The organism is Streptomyces glaucus, assembly GCF_039533365.1.
GTDB classification, from domain to species: Bacteria; Actinomycetota; Actinomycetes; order Streptomycetales; family Streptomycetaceae; genus Streptomyces; species Streptomyces glaucus.
Genome location: NZ_BAAATK010000034.1, coordinates 1 through 20,073, shown reverse-complemented (window position 1 = coordinate 20,073; position 20,073 = coordinate 1). Strand labels below are relative to the sequence as shown.

At 75.3% G+C, this 20,073-nt stretch carries 11 protein-coding genes, 1 tRNA gene and 1 pseudogene; 9 read left to right on the top strand and 4 right to left on the bottom strand.

Going from position 1 to position 20,073, the window contains the following annotated elements:
* The first annotated feature begins 312 nt into the window (after nt 1-312).
* The 8 genes from ABD363_RS22765 to ABD363_RS22730 all read left to right on the top strand — a co-directional run bounded on the left by ABD363_RS22765 (nt 313) and on the right by ABD363_RS22730 (nt 15,302).
* A complete protein-coding gene (locus tag ABD363_RS22765; RefSeq protein WP_344606525.1) occupies nt 313-510 on the top strand; it encodes a hypothetical protein in 198 nt (65 codons plus the stop codon).
* 256 nt (nt 511-766) lie between these two features.
* Nucleotides 767-3,601 (top strand): type I DNA topoisomerase, encoded by a 2,835-nt coding sequence (topA, locus tag ABD363_RS22760; protein ID WP_344606523.1) that lies wholly within the window; start codon nt 767-769, stop codon nt 3,599-3,601.
* A gap of 211 nt (nt 3,602-3,812) precedes the next feature.
* Nucleotides 3,813-6,995, top strand: a complete 3,183-nt coding sequence (gene tmk / locus ABD363_RS22755) for a dTMP kinase (protein ID WP_344606521.1) — start codon at nt 3,813-3,815, stop codon at nt 6,993-6,995.
* A 181-nt stretch (nt 6,996-7,176) separates the two neighbouring features.
* A complete protein-coding gene (locus ABD363_RS22750) occupies nt 7,177-8,382 on the top strand; it encodes a DNA polymerase III subunit delta' (RefSeq protein ID WP_344606519.1) in 1,206 nt (401 codons plus the stop codon).
* A 310-nt stretch (nt 8,383-8,692) separates the two neighbouring features.
* Nucleotides 8,693-10,255 (top strand): alpha/beta hydrolase, encoded by a 1,563-nt coding sequence (locus tag ABD363_RS22745; protein WP_344606517.1) that lies wholly within the window; start codon nt 8,693-8,695, stop codon nt 10,253-10,255.
* A 108-nt stretch (nt 10,256-10,363) separates the two neighbouring features.
* Nucleotides 10,364-10,437, top strand: a tRNA-Thr gene (locus ABD363_RS22740).
* A gap of 326 nt (nt 10,438-10,763) precedes the next feature.
* Nucleotides 10,764-11,660 carry a glycosyltransferase family 2 protein gene (locus ABD363_RS22735; RefSeq protein ID WP_344606515.1) on the top strand — a complete coding sequence of 299 codons (897 nt, stop codon included), beginning with the start codon at nt 10,764-10,766 and terminating at the stop codon, nt 11,658-11,660.
* A 435-nt stretch (nt 11,661-12,095) separates the two neighbouring features.
* Nucleotides 12,096-15,302: an AfsR/SARP family transcriptional regulator gene (locus ABD363_RS22730; RefSeq protein ID WP_344606513.1), complete on the top strand. Its 3,207-nt coding sequence runs from the start codon at nt 12,096-12,098 to the stop codon at nt 15,300-15,302.
* Between the two features lie 78 nt (nt 15,303-15,380).
* Here ABD363_RS22730 and ABD363_RS22725 read toward each other — a convergent pair whose 3' ends face one another.
* Together ABD363_RS22725 and ABD363_RS22720 are read right to left on the bottom strand one after the other, a co-directional pair.
* Nucleotides 15,381-17,066: a bifunctional 3'-5' exonuclease/DNA polymerase gene (locus ABD363_RS22725; RefSeq protein WP_344606511.1), complete on the bottom strand. Its 1,686-nt coding sequence runs from the start codon at nt 17,064-17,066 to the stop codon at nt 15,381-15,383.
* A gap of 56 nt (nt 17,067-17,122) precedes the next feature.
* Nucleotides 17,123-17,875, bottom strand: a complete 753-nt coding sequence (locus ABD363_RS22720) for a Clp protease N-terminal domain-containing protein (RefSeq protein WP_344606509.1) — start codon at nt 17,873-17,875, stop codon at nt 17,123-17,125.
* Nucleotides 17,876-18,017: 142 nt separating this feature from the next.
* Between ABD363_RS22720 and ABD363_RS22715 the strand changes: the two genes are divergently transcribed.
* Nucleotides 18,018-19,181, top strand: coding sequence for a DUF2786 domain-containing protein (locus ABD363_RS22715; RefSeq protein WP_344606507.1), 1,164 nt, complete (start codon nt 18,018-18,020; stop codon nt 19,179-19,181).
* A gap of 8 nt (nt 19,182-19,189) precedes the next feature.
* Here the strand turns inward: ABD363_RS22715 and ABD363_RS22710 are convergent, their stop codons facing one another.
* Nucleotides 19,190-19,726, bottom strand: a complete 537-nt coding sequence (locus ABD363_RS22710; RefSeq protein WP_344606505.1) for a DUF4232 domain-containing protein — start codon at nt 19,724-19,726, stop codon at nt 19,190-19,192.
* Nucleotides 19,727-19,868: 142 nt separating this feature from the next.
* Nucleotides 19,869-20,073: pseudogene (locus ABD363_RS22705) on the bottom strand (translation initiation factor IF-2); the annotation flags it as partial.

Here is a 20,073-nt window from a genome sequence, read left to right as displayed (position 1 = left end):
CGGCAGGAAGTGCGCCGGCAACGCGCACGGACGGGACCCGCGGCGAAGGGGAGCCGGGCGAACCGGCCCGAGCAGCGGAATCGGAGGCGCCGGGGTTTCCCGGGATCAATTGCGCGGAGCGTCCGGCCACCGTGAAAGACGGCCGGAAATGTGCGCGCGCCCGCCCAGGTCCGGACCGGCGGGCACCCCGCGGTCCGGTTCACGGCCCCGCCGGCCTCGCGTTCACCCGTGCTTCGCCTGCCCGCCGCCCGTGCGTGTCAGCCTTCCGGGGCTGGGCATCCACGGACGGGAGAAAAAGGGGCACGGGCGGCCATGGAGAGAGGACCGGCGATCTTCGCGGGAGTGGTGTTCGCCCTGTTCGGACTGGGACTGCTGGTGTGGACCGCGGTCCGCGCGCGCCAGCGCCGCCCCGTCGCCCAGGGTGTGAACCCCGTCGCATCCGCGACCGTCGCGGGCGGCGTCGCGGTGATCACCCTGACCCTCGGGGCCTGGTGCTTCACGCGCGTCTGAGAAGCGCGTTTGAACAGTGACGGAACCGCCACTCCGATAAGTGGGAGGCGGCACTCCGGACCGGGCCGAAAGGGCTGGTGGGCACTCCGGGCGGCAGGAATGGCACGAGTCGGGTTACCGTTCGAGTGGCCGTTGCGGGCTTTTCCCGTTTGACACGGGGGCGGGATGTACCGTCACACTCCGCAGCGTCAGCACGACCCGACCCCGGGAACCAAGGCCTGGGGGGACCCAGCGTCGACCGGAGAGAAGAGCGAAGTTGTCCCCGACCAGCGAGACCGCGAAGGGCGGCCGCCGACTCGTCATTGTCGAGTCGCCTGCCAAGGCGAAGACGATCAAGGGCTACCTCGGCCCTGGATACATCGTCGAGGCGAGCGTCGGGCACATTCGCGACCTTCCCAACGGCGCCGCGGAGGTGCCGGAGAAGTACACCGGCGAGGTCCGCCGCCTCGGTGTGGACGTCGAACACGACTTCCAGCCGGTCTATGTCATCAACGCGGACAAGAAAGCCCAGGTCAAGAAACTCAAGGACCTGCTGAAGGACTCGGACGAGCTCTTCCTCGCCACCGACGAGGACCGCGAGGGCGAGGCCATCGCCTGGCACCTGCAGGAAGTGCTCAAGCCCAAGATCCCGGTCAAGCGCATGGTGTTCCACGAGATCACCAAGGACGCGATCCGGGCCGCCGTGGCCAACCCGCGCGAGCTGAACCAGAAGCTGGTCGACGCCCAGGAGACCCGCCGCATCCTCGACCGCCTCTACGGCTACGAGGTCTCGCCGGTGCTGTGGAAGAAGGTCATGCCGCGGCTGTCCGCCGGCCGCGTCCAGTCCGTCGCCACCCGGCTCGTGGTCGAGCGGGAACGCGAGCGCATCGCCTTCCGCTCCGCCGAGTACTGGGACCTGACGGGCACCTTCGCGACCGGCCGCGCGGGCGACCCGTCCGACCCGTCGTCGCTGGTCGCCCGTCTGCAGACGGTGGACGGCAGGCGGGTGGCGCAGGGCCGCGACTTCGACTCCCTGGGCCGGCTCAAGAGCGCCGGCGCCCTCCACCTCGACGAGGCGGACGCCCGCGCGCTGGCCGCCGCCCTGGAGAACACCCGGTTCTCCGTCCGGTCCGTCGAGTCCAAGCCGTACCGCCGCTCGCCGTACGCCCCGTTCCGTACGACGACGCTGCAGCAGGAGGCCAGCCGCAAGCTCGGCTTCGGCGCGAAGGCGACCATGCAGATCGCGCAGAAGCTGTACGAGAACGGCTACATCACGTACATGCGTACGGACTCCACGACCCTGAGCGACACGGCCGTCGCCGCCGCCCGCGCCCAGGTCACCCAGCTGTACGGCGCCGACTACCTGCCGCCGCAGCCGCGCACGTACGCCGCCAAGGTCAAGAACGCCCAGGAGGCGCACGAGGCGATCCGGCCCTCCGGCGACCGCTTCCGCACGCCCGCGGAGACGGGGCTGACCGGCGACCAGTTCAAGCTGTACGAGCTGATCTGGAAGCGGACGGTCGCCTCCCAGATGAAGGACGCGACCGGCAACTCCGTCACCGTCAGGATCGGCGGCACGGCGGCCGACGGCCGGGACGTCGAGTTCAGCGCCTCCGGCAAGACGATCACCTTCCACGGCTTCCTGAAGGCCTACGTCGAGGGCGCCGACGACCCGAACGCCGAGCTGGACGACCGCGAGCGCCGCCTGCCCCAGGTCGGCGAGGGCGACGCCCTGGCCGCCGAGGAGATCACGGTCGACGGGCACGCCACCAAGCCCCCGGCCCGCTACACCGAGGCGTCCCTGGTCAAGGAGCTGGAGGAGCGGGAGATCGGCCGCCCGTCGACGTACGCGTCGATCATCGGCACGATCCTCGACCGCGGCTACGTGTTCAAGAAGGGCACCGCCCTGGTGCCGTCCTTCCTGTCCTTCGCCGTGGTCAACCTGCTGGAGAAGCACTTCGGGCGGCTCGTCGACTACGACTTCACCGCCAAGATGGAGGACGACCTCGACCGCATCGCGCGCGGCGAGGCGCAGGCCGTGCCATGGCTGAAGCGGTTCTACTTCGGCGAGGCCAACGGCATCGGCGGCGCGGCCGAGGCCGGCAACGGCGACGGGGACCACCTCGGCGGCCTCAAGGACCTGGTGACCGACCTGGGCGCGATCGACGCGCGCGAGGTGTCGTCGTTCCCGGTCGGCAACGGCATCGTGCTGCGGGTCGGCCGCTACGGCCCGTACATCGAGCGCGGCGAGAAGGACTCCGAGCAGCACCAGCGCGCCGACATCCCCGCCGACCTGGCGCCGGACGAGCTGACCGTCGAACTCGCGGAGGAACTGCTCGCCAAGCCGAGCGGCGAGCGCGTGCTGGGCCGCGACCCGGAGACGGGCCGCCAGATCGTCGCCAAGGACGGCCGCTACGGCCCGTACGTCACGGAGATCCTCCCCGAGGGCACCCCGAAGACGGGCAAGAACGCGGTCAAGCCGCGCACCGCCTCCCTCTTCAAGTCGATGTCGCTGGACACGGTGACCCTCGACGACGCGCTGAAGCTGATGTCGCTGCCGCGCGTCGTCGGCACCGACGCCGACGGCCAGGAGATCACCGCGCAGAACGGCCGCTACGGCCCGTACCTGAAGAAGGGCACGGACTCGCGGTCGCTGCAGTCCGAGGACCAGCTCTTCACGATCACGCTGGAGGAGGCGCAGGCGATCTACGCCCAGCCCAAGCAGCGTGGCCGGGCGGCCGCCAAGCCGCCGCTGAAGGAACTGGGCACCGACCCGGTCAGCGGCAGGCCGGTCGTGGTGAAGGACGGCCGCTTCGGCCCGTACGTCACCGACGGCGAGACCAACGCGACCCTGCGCTCCGGCGACAGCGTCGAGGCGATCACCCCGGAGCGCGGCTTCGAACTGCTCGCCGAGAAGCGCGCGAAGGCGCCCGCCAAGAAGACGGCGAAGAAGGCCGCCGCGAAGAAGGCCCCGGCCAAGAAGACCGCGGCGAAGGCGACGGCGGCCAAGAAGACCGCCGCCAAGACGACGACGGCCAAGAAGACCGCCGCCAAGACGACGGCCACCAAGACGGCCGCGAGGAAGGCGACCGCCGCCAGGGCGGAGGACTGACCGGACGGCGAAGGCCGGACCGGACCTCGGAGGACCGGGCCGGACCGGATTTCGGAGGACCGGATCGAACCCCGGAGGGCCGGGCGTCTCCGGCTCCCGGTTCCGCACGGCCGCTGCGCGAAACGCCGCCCCGGCACCCCGCAGGTGCCGGGGCGCGCGCCCGCCCGGACGGGCGCTCCGGGCTGTCGGCGGGTGCCGATAGTCTGAATGCATGACGCGAGCCGAGCAGCCAACGGCCCCTCACACCGCCCCTGACGACGCCCTGGTCGCGGACTCCCGCGAGCGCGCCGTCCGCGCCCTGCTGCGCCGGCCCCGGCTGAGGCGGCTGTGGAGCGCGCAGCTCGTGAGCGGCACCGGCGACGTGCTCGCGCTCCTCGTGCTGGTCGCCCTCGTCCTCCAGGCGGCGATCGCGGAGGGCTCCTTCGGCGGCGGCTACCGGGGCGTGGCGTTCGCGGTGGCGACCGTCTTCGGCGTGCGCATCCTCGCCACGCTGCTCTTCGGAGCGGTCCTCCTCGGCCCGCTCACCTCGCTCACCGGGCAGGACGGCCCGCTCGACCGCCGCTGGACCATGGTCGGCGCCGACGGGCTGCGGGCCGCGCTGCTCATCGTCGCCCCGCTGTGGATCGACTGGACACCGGACGACGCCCTCGCCGTCCTCCTCGTCACGGTCTTCGTCAGCGGCGTCGCCGAGCGCTTCTGGACGGTCTGCCGACAGAGCGCGGCCCCCGCGCTGCTGCCCGCCCCGCCCCCGGAGGGCGCCACGGTACGGCCGCTGCCGGACCACCTGGACGCCCTGCGCCGCCTGTCCCTGCGCACGGGCTTCGTGGCGATCCCCCTCGCCGGGGCCGTGCTCGTCACCGCCTCGCTGTTCAACAACCTCCTGGGAGCCGGCCTCGACTGGTTCGCCCAGCACCAGGCGGCCCTCGCGTCGTACGTCGCGGCCGGGCTGTTCGCCGCGTCCCTGTCCGTGCTGACCCTCCTCGAGGTGCCCGGCACGCGCACCCCCCGCCCGCGGTCGCCGCTGGAAGGGCTGCGCCGCCCCAGGACGGCCGCGGGCGTCGTCAAGGGCCGCACCGGCGCGATGCCGCTGCTGGTGCTCGCCTGCGCGGCCGTGGCGGGCGCGGTGGCGGCCGCGGTCGCCGTGTCGGTGCTGCACGCCAAGGACCTCGGCGGCGGCCCCGTGCTGTACGGCCTGCTGGTGCTGGCGCTGACCGGCGGAGTCGTCGCCGGCATCCGCACGGCGCCCGCCCTGCTGCCCGCCCTGTCGCGGCGCCGGCTGCTGGCGCTGGCGATCGCCTTCACCGGCGTCGCCCTGCTCGCCGCCGGCCTCGTCCCGGACGTCACCAGCGTGCTGCTGATCGTCGCGCTGGCCGGCGTCGGCGCGGGCGTGGCCGCCAACACCGGGCACGCCCTGCTCGACCAGGAGGCCGAGGAACAGCGCCGGGCGCGTACGACCGAGCACCTGCACGCGGTCGTCCGGGTCTGCGTGGCGCTGTGCGCGGCGGTCGCCCCCGTGGTGGCGGCGGCGATCGGGCCGCACCGGCTGGAGAGCGGCAGGTTCGTCTTCGCGCACGGCGGCGCCGCGTTCACGCTGATGCTGGCCGGCGCGCTGCTGCTGCCGGTGGCCGCGCTGGTGCTCGCCAAGGCCGACGACCGCTCCGGGGTGCCGCTGCGGCAGGACCTGCGGGACGCGCTGCTCGGCGGCGACGACCCCGTGCCGACGCCCGCGCCGTCCGGCTTCTTCATCGCGCTGGAGGGCGGCGACGGGGCCGGGAAGTCCACCCAGGCCGAGGCGCTCGCCGAGTGGATCAGGGCCAAGGGCCACGAGGTCGTCCTCACCCGCGAGCCGGGGGCGACCCCGGTCGGCAAGCGGCTGCGCTCGATCCTGCTGGACGTGTCGAGCGCCGGCCTCTCCCACCGCGCCGAGGCCCTGCTGTACGCCGCCGACCGCGCGGAGCACGTGGACACGGTGGTCCGGCCCGCCCTGGAGCGCGGCGCGGTCGTCATCTCGGACCGCTACACCGACTCCTCGGTGGCCTACCAGGGGGCGGGCCGCGACCTGTCCCCGACCGAGATCGCCCGCATCAACCGCTGGGCGACGAACGGACTCGTCCCGCACCTCACGGTCCTGCTGGACGTCTCCCCGGAGACCGCGCGCGAACGCTTCACCGAGGCGCCGGACCGCCTGGAGTCGGAGCCCGCCGAGTTCCACGCGCGCGTGCGGGCCGGTTTCCTGACGCTGGCCGCCGCCGACCCGGGCCGCTACCTCGTGGTGGACGCGGGCCAGGAGCCCGAGGCCGTCACGACCGTCATCCGGCACCGGCTCGACCAGGTGCTGCCGCTGTCCGAGGCCGAGATCGAGGCCCGGGAGGAGGCCCGCCGCAAGGCCGAGGAGGAGGCGCGCCGCAGGGCGGAGGAAGAAGCGCGCCGCAAGGCCGAGGAGGAGCGCCTGGAGCGCGAGCGCCAGGAGCAGCTGGCGCGGCTGCGCGCCGAGGAGGAGGAGCGCAAGCGGCGCGAGCTGGAGGAGGCGCAGCGGCGCGAGGCCGAACGGCAGGCCGAGGAGGCCCGGCGCCGGGCCGAGGAGGCGCGCCGCAGGGCCGAGGAGGAGCGGGCGCGGCTGCTCGCCGAGGAGAAGGCACGCGCCGAGGCCGAGGCCCGCCGCAAGGCGGAGGAGGAGCGCCGCCGCAAGCAGGCCGAGGAGGAGGCCCGGCTGCGCGCCGAGGCCGAGGCCCGGCGCCTGGAGAAGCAGCGCAAGGCCGAGGAGGCCCTGCTGCGGGCCGAGGAGGCACGCCGGCTGGCCGAGCAGGCGGCCGCTGCGGCCGCGGCGGGCCCCAAGCCGACGCCTCCCGGTGACACGCACAGCCGCCGGCCCGCCGCCGCGCCCGACGCGGTGACCGTGCCGACCCCGGTCGTGACGCCGAAGAACGCCTCCGGCGGCCCGCTGGAGGAGACGGCCGTGCTGCGACCGGTGCGGGAACGGGGCGACGAGGAGACCGCCGCCGGGTCCTCCGGCAGCCCCGACTCCGAGGTGACGGCCGAACTGCCGAAGCCGCCGGTCGTGCCGGGCGCGGCGGACGAGACGGCCGTCCTGCCCTCGGCGACGCCGGAACCCGCGGACGGGACGGCCGTCCTGCCGCCGGTGCCGGGGGAGGAGCCCGCGAACCGGGTCCCGCCGGGCTTCTTCCGGGACGAGCGCCCCGCCGGCGGGCCGGACGGATCCGACGACCGCACGCGCGAGCTGCCCCAGGTCGACGCCGAGCCGGCACCGCGCCGCCGGCGCCGCTCGGACTGGGCCGAGGAGACCCCGCTGGACGACCTGCCGACCCTGGCGGACGAACTGCTGGGCCCGCGGGAGGACGAGTACGGGGAGGACGGGGGCCGGAGGCGTCCGTGACGTGCGCCGCCCGGCCGCGCATCCGGGGCCGTCCGGGCCGCGGGCCCGCCTCCTCCGGGCGCCCGCCCGCGGCCCCCGGCCCGACCCCCGGCCCCCGCCTCCACCGCGAGTCGGGTGCTGTCAGTGGTCACCCCCACAATGGATCCCGTACCCCAAGCAGGACGAAAGGGCGGCGTGACCCATGACCGTATGGGACGACCTGGTCGGCCAGGAGAAGGTGTGCGCCGTGCTCGACGCGGCCGCCCGCGACGCCGACGCCCTGGTCACGGCGGCCGCGGCCGACGCCCCTCTCCCGCAGGCGTCCAGGATGACGCACGCCTGGCTCTTCACCGGCCCCCCCGGTGCCGGCCGCACGCAGACGGCCCGCGCCTTCGCCGCCGCCCTGCAGTGCGTGAGCCCCGACCGCGCCCTCGGCGGGGCACCCGGCTGCGGATTCTGCGACGGCTGTCACACCACCCTGATCGGCACGCACGCCGACGTCACCACCGTCGCCGCCGTCGGCACGCAGATCCTCGCCGACGACATGCGGGACACGGTCCGCAAGTCGTTCACCTCACCGGCGGGCGGCCGCTGGCAGGTCATCCTCGTCGAGGACGCCGAGCGCCTGAACGAGAAGTCCGCCAACGCCGTCCTCAAGGCCGTCGAGGAACCCGCCCCCCGCACGGTCTGGCTGCTGTGCGCCCCGTCCGTCGAGGACGTGCTGCCGACCATCCGGTCCCGCTGCCGCCACCTCAACCTGCGGACGCCGTCCGTCGACGCCGTCGCCGACATGCTCGTACGCCGCGAGGGCATCGAGCCCGACGTCGCCGCCGCGGTGGCCCGCGCCACCCAGGGCCACGTCGACCGGGCACGCCGCCTGGCCACCGACCCGGCCGCCCGCGAGCGCCGCGCCGCCGTGCTGAAGCTGCCGCTGCGGGTCGAGGAGATCGGCGGCGCGCTCAAGGCCGCCCAGGAACTGGTCGACGCGGCCGCCGAGGACGCCAAGCAGCTCGCCGAGGAGACCGACACCAAGGAGACCGAGGAGCTGAAGGCCGCCCTCGGCGCGGCCCAGGGCGGCCGGCTGCCGCGCGGCACGGCCGGGGTGATGAAGGACCTGGAGGACAAGCAGAAGCGCCGCCGCACCCGCACCCAGCGCGACAGCCTCGACCTCGCCCTGACCGACCTCACCGCCTTCTACCGCGACGTCCTGGCCCTCCAGCTCGGCTCCCGGGTGGCCATCGCCAACGCGGACGCCGAGGACCTCCTGGAGCGCCTCGCCCGCGGCAGCACCCCGGAGTCCACCCTGCGCCGCATCGAGGCGATCGCCGCCTGCCGCAAGGCCCTCGACCGCAACGTGGCGCCGCTCCTCGCGGTGGAGGCGATGACGATGGCCCTCAGATTGGGCTGACCGGGCACCCGTGCCCCGGACCGGGCCGACGGCAGCCCGGAAGACACCCGGAGGGCGCCCGGCGAGCAGCGGACGACGACGGACGGACGGCAACAGGCGGCGACGGGAGAAGCCGGGAACATCCGGAAGACACCGGAAGGCCCGGGGCATCTCCCGGAGGGCGGCAGGCAGTCCTCCGGGAGGCGCCGGGGGATCTCCAAGGGGCGCGGAAGACCTCCCGGAAGGCAACGGAGCGCACAAGACGTAACCCGTACGTGGCACACAGCGCGCACAGGGTGAGCATTTCGTCGCACAGAGTTACGCTCGCTCAATGCACACCAGGCGCACTCTCCGCACGTTCCGCACCGGAGCCCTCCTCCTGACCGCCGCGCTGCTGGCCACCGCCTGCTCCTCCGGGAGCGCCACGAGTTCCACCGGCTCGGCGGTGGCCGCGCTGCCCCGGGCCACGCCGGCGGCCCTGTCGCCGTACTACAAGCAGAAACTGATCTGGCGCGGCTGCGACGCCGCCGGTTTCGAGTGCGCCACGCTGAAGGCCCCGCTGGACTACGCCCGCCCCGCCGCGGGCGACGTCCGCCTCGCGGTGTCCCGCAAGAAGGCCACCGGCCCGGGCAGGCGGATCGGCTCGCTGCTGGTCAACCCGGGCGGCCCCGGAGGCTCGGCGGTCGGCTACCTGCAGCAGTACGCCGGCCTCGGTTACCCGGCCGGGATCCGCGCCCGCTACGACATGGTGGCGTTCGATCCGAGGGGCGTGGCCCACAGCGAGCCGGTGCAGTGCCTGGACGGGCCGGGGATGGACGCGTACACGCGGACGGACATCACACCGGACGACCGGCGCGAGACCGACGAACTCGTCGCCTCCTACAAGAGGTTCGCCGAGGGCTGCGGCGCCCGCTCGCCGAAGCTGCTGCGGCACGTGTCGACCGTCGAGGCGGCCCGGGACATGGACATCCTGCGCGCCGTGCTGGGGGACAGGAAGCTGAACTACGTGGGAGCGTCGTACGGAACGTTCCTCGGGGCGACGTACGCCGGGCTGTTCCCGCAGCGGGTGGGACGGCTGGTCCTGGACGGCGCGATGGACCCCTCCCTGCCCGCCCGGCGGCTGAACCTGGAACAGACCGCGGGCTTCGACACGGCGTTCCGGTCGTTCGCGCGGAACTGCGTGCGCCGGCCCGACTGCCCGCTGGGCGGCCCTGGCACCTCGCCGGAGCGGGCCGGCCGGAACCTCAAGGCGTTCCTGGAGAGGCTGGACCGGCGCCCCGTCCCCACCGGCGACGCCGGCGGCCGCAGGCTCACCGAGTCCCTGGCCACCACGGGCGTCATCGCGGCGATGTACGACGAGGGCGCCTGGCCGCAGCTGCGCCAGGCACTGGCCGCGGCGGCGAGGAGGAACGACGGCACGGGCCTGCTCGCCCTGTCCGACAGCTACTACGAGCGCGACGCCGGCGGCGGCTACAGCAACCTGATGTCCGCCAACGCCGCCGTGAACTGCCTCGACCTCCCGCCCGCCTTCGACACGCCCGACCAATTGCGGACGGCCCTGCCCGCTTTCCGCAAGGCGTCCCCCGTCTTCGGCGAAGGCCTGGCCTGGTCCTCCCTGAGCTGCGCGTACTGGCCGGTGCAGCCCTCGGGCGAGCCCCGCCGCATCGAGGCGAGGGGCGCGGCCCCGATCGTCGTGGTCGGCACCACCCGCGACCCGGCGACCCCGTACCGCTGGGCGCGGTCCCTGGCCCGCCAGCTCTCCTCGGGCCGCCTCCTCACCTACGAGGGCGACGGCCACACCGCCTACGGCCGCGGCAGCCGCTGCATCGACTCCACGATCAACGCCTACCTCCTGCGCGGCACCCCGCCCACGGACGGAAAACGCTGCTCATAGTCCCTCCCTCACTGGCCGGAACGCCTGCTTCCGGACCGTGGTCGGAGCATCCCCGGAAACTGTGTAGACTTACCGACGTTGCCGATCGCACCATGGTGCGGGCAGCGCGCCGCCTTAGCTCAGATGGCCAGAGCAACGCACTCGTAATGCGTAGGTCTCGGGTTCGAATCCCGAAGGCGGCTCCGTACAAGGCCAGGTCACCTACCTCGTGACCTGGCCTTTCGGCGTTCTGCCGAGTTTTCGGGTGCCCCTGCGGGCCCTGTCCGCCTCGGCTCCGGGCGTCTGCGCCCTCCGTGAGGGGGCAGGGGCCGGTTCGGCGGGCGGTCCCGGAAGCGATCGCACCGTCCCCGGGGTCCTTCGCGCGGCCCGGCCGCCGCCGCTCTCCGGCCCCGCACGCGGCCGAAGGGGTGGAACGGCGCGGCGTACTCGGGAAGTCCCCACCGTGAACGGCTAGCATCGCGGGCGCAGCCGCCGACAGCCGCCGACAGCCGGGACAGGGGGTGCGGGGATGCGGGAGCCGAGGCTCGCCGTCGCCGTGGTGACCATGGGGGACCGGCCCGACGAGGTCGACGCCCTGCTGGAGTCGGTGGCCGAGCAGGACCTCCCGCCCGAACGGATCGTGATCGTCGGCAACGGCTGTCCGCTCCCCGACTTCACCGAACGGCTGTCGCTGCCGGGGCGGGTCACCACCGTCGAGCTCGACGAGAACGTCGGCTGCCCCGGCGGGCGCAACGCGGCGATCGCCCGGCTCCGCGCGTTCGGCGACATCGACGTCGTCGTCGAGCTGGACGACGACGGCCTGCTCGTCGGGACCGGCGTACTGCGCCGCGTGCGGGAGCTGTACGCGGCCGACGACCGGCTCGGCATCGTCGGCTTCCGCATCGCCGACGAGCACGGCGAGACCCAGCGGCGGCACGTGCCCCGGCTCGGCGCCGCCGGCCCGCTGCGCGGCGGGTACGTCACCGGGTTCCTCGGCGGCGGGCACGCGCTGCGGATGGCGATGCTGGACGGGATCGGCGACTGGCCCGCCGAGTTCTTCTTCGCGCACGAGGAGACCGACCTGGCCTGGCGGGCCGCCGACGCCGGCTGGCGGATCCTGTACGCGCCCGAACTGCTGCTCCGGCACCCGAAGACCTCGCCCGCCCGGCACGCCATCTACCACCGGGTCAACGCCCGCAACCGGGTCTGGCTGGTCCGGCGCCGGCTGCCGCTGCCGCTCGTCCCGGTGCACCTGGCGGTGTGGGTGCTGCTGACCGTCGTGCGGAACCGGTCGTCGCCCGGGGCGCTGCGCGCGTGGTTCGGGGGGTTCGCGGAAGGTGTGCGGGAGCCGGCGGGGGAGCGGCGGCCCATGCGCTGGCGGACGGTGTGGCGGCTCAGCCGGCTGGGACGGCCGCCCGTGCTGTGACGCGGGCGGCGTGCGAGGAGAATCGGCGGCCGCGCACGGAGGGCGGGGGAAAGCGGGCGAGGGCCCCGATCGGTCACCTCCGCCGGCCGGGGCCCTCGTTCGTCCCCGGATCCGGCCGCGGCGGCGACACTCCCCCGAGCGACGCGTCGTACGCGTGCGCCCCCGGGCCAGATCCGATGTTGTGATCACATCAGGTCGCACCAACGGGTCGCTAACATGTGGCCAACGGCTCCCCGCGATGTCGTGGGCCGGTTGGCGTGAAGTCGCCCCAGGGCGGCGGAGGATGACCGAACAGTAGCGGATTCTGGCGGAGGCCGTCGTGAAGAAGGTGGCGGAAAACCATCGCGAAGTGGGTGGGAATCCGCCAGGAACGGTGGGTGTCCGCGGGAAGGGCGCATCCGGGCGCGGTGCGCGGGAAGGCAACGGGGCGGTGTGATGCGGTGCGAACTGCGGTGCGAGCTGCGGTTCGGACTGCTGGGACCGCCGGTCCTCTACGACGTCCGGGGCGACGGGACCGACGTCCCCGGCTCCGCGGCCGAAGCCCTCGCCCCCGCGGTCGGCGCCCCCGCGGCCCCCGCCCGGGTCCGTCCCCTCTCCAGCCCCAAGGCGCGGGCCCTGCTGGCCGTACTGCTGCTCGAAGCCGGCCGGGCCGTCTCCGTCGAGTCGCTCAAGGAGGCGCTGTGGGGCGGCGCCCCGCCCCCGTCGGCGCAGGCCTCGCTGCACAACCACGTGGCCCGGCTGCGCCGGCTGCTCGACGACCCCGAGCGGCTGCGGTCGGTGCCGTCGGGATACGTGCTGCGCGTCGAGCAGGGTGAGCTGGACGTCCATGTCTTCGAGACCCAGGTCGCCGCGGCGCGCGCCGCGCACGCCGGGCGCGACTGGGCGGGCGTCGTGCGCGCGTGCTCCACGGCGCTCGCGCTCTGGCGCGGCACGCCGCTGGCCGGACTGCCGTCCGAGATCGGCGGCTACGCCTTCGCCCAGCGCCTCCAGGAAGCGCGGCTGCTGCTCCTGGAGTGGCGCTACGACGCCGAACTCGCCCTGGGCGGCACGCGGCTGGCCGGCCTGGTCCCGGAGTTGGCGGCACTGGCCGCCGAGCACCCGTTGCGGGAGGCGTACCACCGGCAGCTGATGCTGGCCCTGCACCGCACCGGCCGCCAGGCCGAGGCCCTCGCCGTCCACCGCGATCTGCGCGACCGCCTCGTCGAGGAACTCGGCGTCGAGCCGGGCCCGGCGGTGCGCGAGGCCCACCTGGAGGTGCTGCGCGGCACCGCGCAGACCTCACCGCAGGACGGCGGCGCGCCGGCCGGGACCCGGAATCCCCCGAAGCCCCACCAGGCCGGGGAGCCCTCCGCTCCCGGCGCCCTCCAGCCGCTCCGGCCGGCCCAGCTCCCGCCGCCGCCCGTCCACTTCACCGGCCGTACCGCCGTGCTCGACGAGTTGCGCCGCACCCTCACCCCCGGCCCGCACCCGGCCGTCGCGGTCATCACCGGCATGGCCGGGGTCGGCAAGAGCGCGCTCGCCCTGCACATCGCCCACGAGCTGCGGGAACGCTTCCCCGACGGGCAGCTGTACGTCAACCTGCACGGCGCCACCCCGGGCATGGCCCCGCTGACGCCCGGCCAGGCGCTCGCCGCGCTGCTGCGCGACCTCGGCGCCGACCCCCGTGCCATCCCGGAACACCCGGACGCGGCGGCCGCGCTGCTGCGCTCCCTGCTCGCACCGACGCACACGCTGATGGTCCTGGACGACGCCGCGAACGCCGCGCAGGTGCGTCCCCTGCTGCCGGCCGGTCCCGGCTGCGCGGTGATCGTCACCAGCCGGTCGCCGCTCACCGCGCTCGACGGCGCCCGCCGCTTCCCGCTCGCCCCGCTGTCCGCCGAGGACAGCGCGGCCCTGCTGCGGGCGGCCTCCGGCCGCGACGGCCCGGACGGCCCGGACCGCATCGACGCCGCCCACCCCCTCGTCGAACTCACCGGCCGCCTCCCGCTGGCCCTGCGCGTCGTCGCCGCCCGGCTCGCCGCCCGCCGGGTCCTCACCCCGGACGTGCTGGCCGGCCAGCTGACCGCCACGGAAGGGCGCCTGCACCACCTGGAGTACGACGACCTCAGCGTCCGCCGCTCCCTGGCCGTCGCGCACGACGCGCTCGCCGCCTCCGACCGCGAGGCCGACCGGGACGCGGCCCTCGCCCTGCGCCGCATCGGCGCGCTGGACCTGCCCGCGTACGGGGCCCCGCTGCTGGCCCGCCTCACCGGCACCGACGAGCGCCGCGCCGAGGCCGCCCTCGACCGCCTCGTCGACGTGGCCCTGCTGGAGGAGACGGCGTACGGCCGGTACGCGCCGCACGACCTGGTGCGCGACTTCGCGCGGGAGCTCGCGCAAGGGGAGCGCGCGGGGGACGGTCCCGGCGGCGACGTCGCCGAGATCGCCCTGCGCTGGTACGCCGCCGTCGCCGAGCGCACCCTCACCGCCATCGTCGAACCCGGCCTCGACCGGGAGGACCGCCGCCGCCCCACCGCCGCGCAGCCGCCCGAGCACGCGGCGCACGTGACGGCCGTCGCCCCCTTCCCCGCGCCCGAGGACGCCTTCGCCTGGGGCGACGCGGAGCTGGAGAACATCGTCGCGCTGGTCGAGCGATACGCCGGGAACACCGACGACGCCGACGACACCGGGAGCACCGGGAACGCCGACGACCGCCGGGCCGCCTGGGCGCTGGTCCTGGTCCGGCTCGTCTTCCCGTACGTCCAGCGCAGCGGCCGGGTCGCGGAGATGGAGGTGCTGGGCCGGGCCGCCCTGGACGTGGCGCGACGGCTCGGTGACGAGGCCGCCGAGGCGTACGCGCTGGGCGATCTCGCCGGCCTGCACTTCCTCACCGGCCGCCACGGCGACGCCCTCGCCCTCACCGACCGGGCGCTGGCGATCTGGCGGCGGCTCGGCGTGCTCTCCTGGATCCGCCGCTGTCTGAACAACCGGGGCCTGCTCCTCGAAGGGCTCGGCCGCCACGCCGAGTCCGGCGACGCGCTGCGGCAGAGCCTCGAACTCTCGCGGCAGCTGAACGACCCGTACGGCGAGGCCGTCACCTACAGCCACCTCGGCAACCTGTACGAGCACACCGACCCGCGGGCCGCGATCGAGCAGCACCGGCGGTCGCTCGCCATCGGCGACGCGATCGGGAACGTGATCGTGCAGCACTCGGCGCACTGCAACATCGGGTACGCCCACCTCACCCTCGGCGAGCCGGCCGCCGCCGCGGAGCACTTCGAGGAGAGCCTGCGCATCCTCGGCGGCCACGGCGACTGGCACGGCGAGTCCCAGACCCGGCTCGGCCTGGTCCGCGCCCTGCGCCTGCTCGGCCGCACCGAGCGGGCCGCCCACGAGTGCGCCGAGCTGCTGCGCCGCGCCGACGCCCGCGCCGACCGCTACATGGGCGGCCTCGCCCGGCACCAGCACGGGCTGCTGCTGCGGGAGCGGGGCCAGGACCGGGAGGCGTACCAGGAGTGGCGCCGGGCTCTCGCGGCGCTGGCCGGGACGGACGAGCGGACCGTGCTGGGGGAACTGCGGGAGCTGATCGCCGCGGCCGAGGCAGCGGCCGGGACCGGGGCCGAAGCGACGGACGAGGCCGCGGCCGAGGCCGACGTACGCTGACCAGGCCGCAGCGGTACGGCAGTTCGCCGCCGCCGTCGTCGGTCGTCCGGTGCCGGCGCGGCGTTCCGCCACCGTCGGTCACTTGGCGTCCGCGTAGCACTCCACCACCGCCGTGGTGAACGGGAACCGCACCGGCGTCTCGCCGAACGTCAGCCGTCCGGCGAGGTCGGCCGCCTCGCGGATCGCGGCGACGACCGCGTCGGCCTCCTCCTCGGGACAGTGCACAATCACCTCGTCGTGCTGGAAGAAGACCAGCTCGGCCGCCAGGCCGGCGCAGGCCCGCCGCAGCGCGGCGAGCAGCAGCAGCGCCCAGTCGGCGGCGCTGCCCTGGACGACGAAGTTGCGGGCGAACCGGCCCCGCGCGCGGGCGTCGGCGGTGGCGTGTCCGGGCACCCGCGGCCGGTCCTCGGCGTCCTCCTCCGCCACGGGGATGCCGGCCTCCCCGGCCGGATCCTCCGCCGCCCGGGCCGCCGGGGGACAGGTGCGCCCCAGCCAGGTCCGCACGAGCCGTCCCTCCTCGCCCGCGCGGGCGGCCTCGTCGACGTACGCCACCGCCTTCGGGAAGCGGCGCCGCAGCGTGGCGAGGTTCCGCAGGCCGTCGCCGGAGGTCTGGCCGTAGACCGCGCCGAGCACGGCGAGCTTGGCCTGGGCGCGGTCGCCGGAGAAGGCGCGGTCGGACACCGACTGGTACAGGTCGGTCTCCCGGGCCGCCACCGCCATCAGACCGGGGTCGCGGGAGATCGCCGCCAGTACCCGCGGCTCCATCTGGTCGGCGTCGGCGACGACGAGCCGCCAGCCGGGGTCGGCGACCACGGCCCGCCGGATCACCCTGGGGATCTGCAGGGCGCCTCCGCCGTTGGTCACCCAGCGCCCGGTGACGGTCCCGCCCGCCAGGAACTCCGGCCGGAACCGCCCGTCCCGCACCCAGTCCTGCAGCCAGGACCAGCCGTGGGCGACCCAGATGCGGTACAGCCTCTTGTACTCGATCAGCGGCTTCACGGCCGGGTGGTCGACGGACTCGATCTCCCAGCGGCGGGTGGATCCGATCCTGATCCCGGCCTGCGCGAACGCCTTGACGACGTCGGCGGGCAGGTCGGGCCGCACGCGGCGCCCGAACGCGGCGGACACCTCGTCGGCCAGCTCGGCCAGCCGGCGCGGCTCGCCGCCGCCCGCGTACCGCTCGCCGAGCAGGTCGTGCAGCACCTCGCGGTGCACGTCGGCCCGCCAGGGCAGTCCCGCGTGATTCATCTCGGCGGCCACCAGCATCCCCGCCGACTCGGCCGCCGTCAGCAGCCGCATCCGGTCCGGGTGCTCGGTCCGCTCGTGCCGCCGCTGCTGCTCGGCGTAGACCTCGGCGAGGTCGGCCAGCGGCACGTGCGCGCCCCGCGGCTCGAACAGCGGGGACTGCGCGCCCGGCTCGGCGGACCGCTGCGGCGGGTCGGGCGGTACGGGGCCGCCGCGCAGCCGGGCCAGGGCGGCGGCGGCCGAGCGGGGTTCGCCGTGGCGCCCCTCGTGGCCGAGGAGGAGGTTCTCGGCGTCCTCGACGTCGTAGCACCGCTCCACGCGCACCCCCGCGGCGAGCAGGCGCGGGTAGACCTCGGCGGTGGACCGCCACACCCACCGGGTGACGCCGGGGCGGCTGCGCACGGCCTCGGCGAGGTCCGGCTCCCACCGCACCGGGCCGGCGGGCAGCCCGTCCGGACCGAGGGGGGCGATCTCCACGCCGCCGTCCTCGGCCGGGGCGAGCGCCCACCGGTCGGCCATGCCGCGAGTGTGCCAGGCGGGTCCGACAACGGGGTCCCGGCCCCGGTCACCGGGTCTCAGTCCCGGTCCGGCTGCTCCTCCTGCTCCGCGCCCTCCCGCGCGATCAGCGACAGCGCCTCGGCGAGGTACTCCTCCGTCCTGCCCTTGTCGAGGCCGAGACCGCTGAGCACACCCGTGCCGTTCTCGTGCTCCAGCAGGGCCAGCAGCAGGTGCTCGGTGCCGACGTAGTTGTGGCCGAGACGCAGGGCCTCGCGGAAGGTGAGCTCCAGGACCTTCTTCGCCGCGGAGCCGTACGGCACCAGCTCCGGGGCCTCCTCGACGGCCGGCGGGAGCGCCGCGGCGGCGGCCTCGCGGACCGCGTCCAGGGTGACGCCCTGCTCGGCGATCGCCTTCGCGGCCAGGCCCTCCGGTTCGGCGAGCAGGCCGAGGACGAGGTGCTCGGGCACCCCCTCGGCGTTGCCCGCCGCCCTGGCCGCCTCGTGCGCGGCCATCACCGCGTTGCGCGCGCGGGGCGTGTAGCGGTTGAAGCCCTGGTTCGGGTCGAGGCCGGCGGACTCCTTCGGCACGAAGCGCTTCTGCGCGGCCTGCCGGGTGACCCCCATGCTCCTGCCGATGTCCGTCCAGGAAGCGCCCGAGCGCCGGGCCTGGTCCACGAAGTGGCCGATCAGGTGGTCGGCCACCTCGCCGAGGTACTCGCCGGCGAGCACCGCGTCCTGGAGCTGTTCCAGGGGTTCGGCGTGGACCTTCTTGATGACCCTGATGAGGTCGTCGAGGCGTACGGATGACGTGAAGTCGGGGTTCGTCGTCATGTGTCAACCGTAGGTTGACGGCCCGGAGGTGTCAACCGGAAGTTGACAATTGAGGAGGGGGTCCCGTCGCCCGGGCGCTCCCGCGCTCCGGGCCGGATCCCGGGGAACGGGACGACACCGCCGGCCGTGGCACCATCACCGGGTGAGCACGTCCAGCACCGTCGACCGCGCCTTCCGGACCGCCCTCTACGAGAGCGCGGGGAACACCCGGAACACCCGGAACACCAGGAGTGCCCGGAACGCCGACGCCGCCCTCGACACCGCCGCCTCCCTGCTCGCGGCCGACCCGGCGGCGGACGCCGAACTGGCCCGCCGGGGCGAGGAGTTCGTGGCGACGGCCTGGCGGCGCGGCTGGCAGCCCGCCGACGTCGTGCGGATCGTGCGCCGCGAGCTGGACGACGGGCACGTCCGCCTGGCCGCGGCGCTGATCCGGGCGCAGGCGGCGCGCGACCGTCCGCGCGGGCGCCGCTGGGCCGCACAGCTCGACGCGCTGCCCGCCGACGCGCCGCCGCGCACCGACCGCTTCTCGCACGCCACGGCCGTCCTGGAGCTGTACCGCCTGCTGCTGCGGCTGCCCGCGCTCGAACCCGTCGACGAGCCGGCGTCCGCCTCCCGCCCGGAGTCCCGCACGCTCGCCCGCATCCGCGCGCTGCTCGCCAAGGCCGAGGCGACCGCGTACCCGCAGGAGGCGGAGGCCCTCAGCGCCAAGGCGCAGGAGCTGATGGCCCGGTACAGCGTCGACGAGGCCCTGCTGGCGGCACGGGCGCCCGATCCCGACGCCCCCGGCGCCTGCCGGATCGGCGTGGAGCCGCCGTACGAGCAGGCCAAGGCGGTGCTGCTGGACGCGGTGGCCGCCGCCAACCACTGCCGGGCGGTGTGGAACGAGCCCTTCGGCTTCTCCACCGTGGTCGGCTTCGAAGCCGACCTGGAGGCCGTCGAACTCCTCTACACCTCGCTGCTGGTGCAGGCCGAGGCCGCGATGACGAGGGCGGAGGCGGCGCAGCGCGCGGGCGGCCGCAAGCGGACCAAGACCTTCCGCCAGTCCTTCCTCGCGGCCTACGCCCACCGCGTCGGCACCCGCCTGCGCGCCGCCGCCGAGCACGCCGCCACCGGGACGGCGGCCGAGGCGGCGGAGGTGCTGCCGGTCCTCGCCTCCCGCGAGGCCGCGGTCGCCGACCGCCTGGAGCGGCTGTTCCCCGAGACGACCACGACCCGGCTGCGCGGCGTCGGCGACGCGGCGGGCTGGACGGAGGGGACCCGGGCGGCCGACGAGGCCCAGGTCAGGTCCCGCCGGCCGCTGCGCTGACCCGCGCCTCAGTCGCCGGCCTGCTGGAACGGGGTCACCGAGGCGTCCGGCGCGCCCTCGCCCTCGAGCGCGACCTCGCCGTAGGACCAGGTGAAGCTGTGCGTGCCGGAGGCGCCGGGCAGACCGAACGTCGCCTTGCGCGCGGCGAGGCTCTGCGCGCCGCCCGCCTCGCCGCGCGCGTAGGTGACGGTGAAGGACGCGGTGGCGCCCTGGGCGAGGGTCACCTGCTGGGCCGCGGCGGCCTGGTCGCGCGGGACGTCCACCGTGGTGGTGCCGGCGGCCAGGGTGACGGTGGGGAAGCCGTCGAGGGTGCACGAGGAGCCGTTGTTGGTGAGGACGACCGAGACGGTGCCGGTGTCCCCGGCGGCCGGCGCGGGGCTCGCCTCGACCTGCACGCCGACCTCGTCGAGCCGGCAGGCCGTGCCCGTCGGCGCGGCCTCGCCGCCGTCGTCCGTGCCGCCGCCGCTGCCCCCGTCGTCGCAGGCGGTCAGCAGGAGGGCGGCGCACAGGGCGGAGACGGCGAACGGGATGGCGGTGGCGCGCATGGCGGATTCCTCTGGGACGTGACGAACGGTGCCGGACGAGCGGGTCCCCGGGCCGTGGAGCGGCCGTGGACCGGCTGCAAGGATCATCACGTACGAGGCCGGGGGACGGTCGCCCGCCCCGCCGCCGCGGAGGTCCTCGGGGTCAGGGACCGGGGTCCTCGGCCGGCGGCCCGCCCGGCGGCCCGCCGCCCCCGGACCGGGTGCGGGTCTCCGTGCCGGGGCCGCCCTGCCGGGTGACGTTCGGCGTCGCGCCGCCGACGGAGCCGCCCGTCCCGGTCCGCTCCTCCGGTCCTCGCCGCCGTCGCCGCACGCAGTCGGCGCCGGCGCGCCCGCCAGGCCGGGCGGCG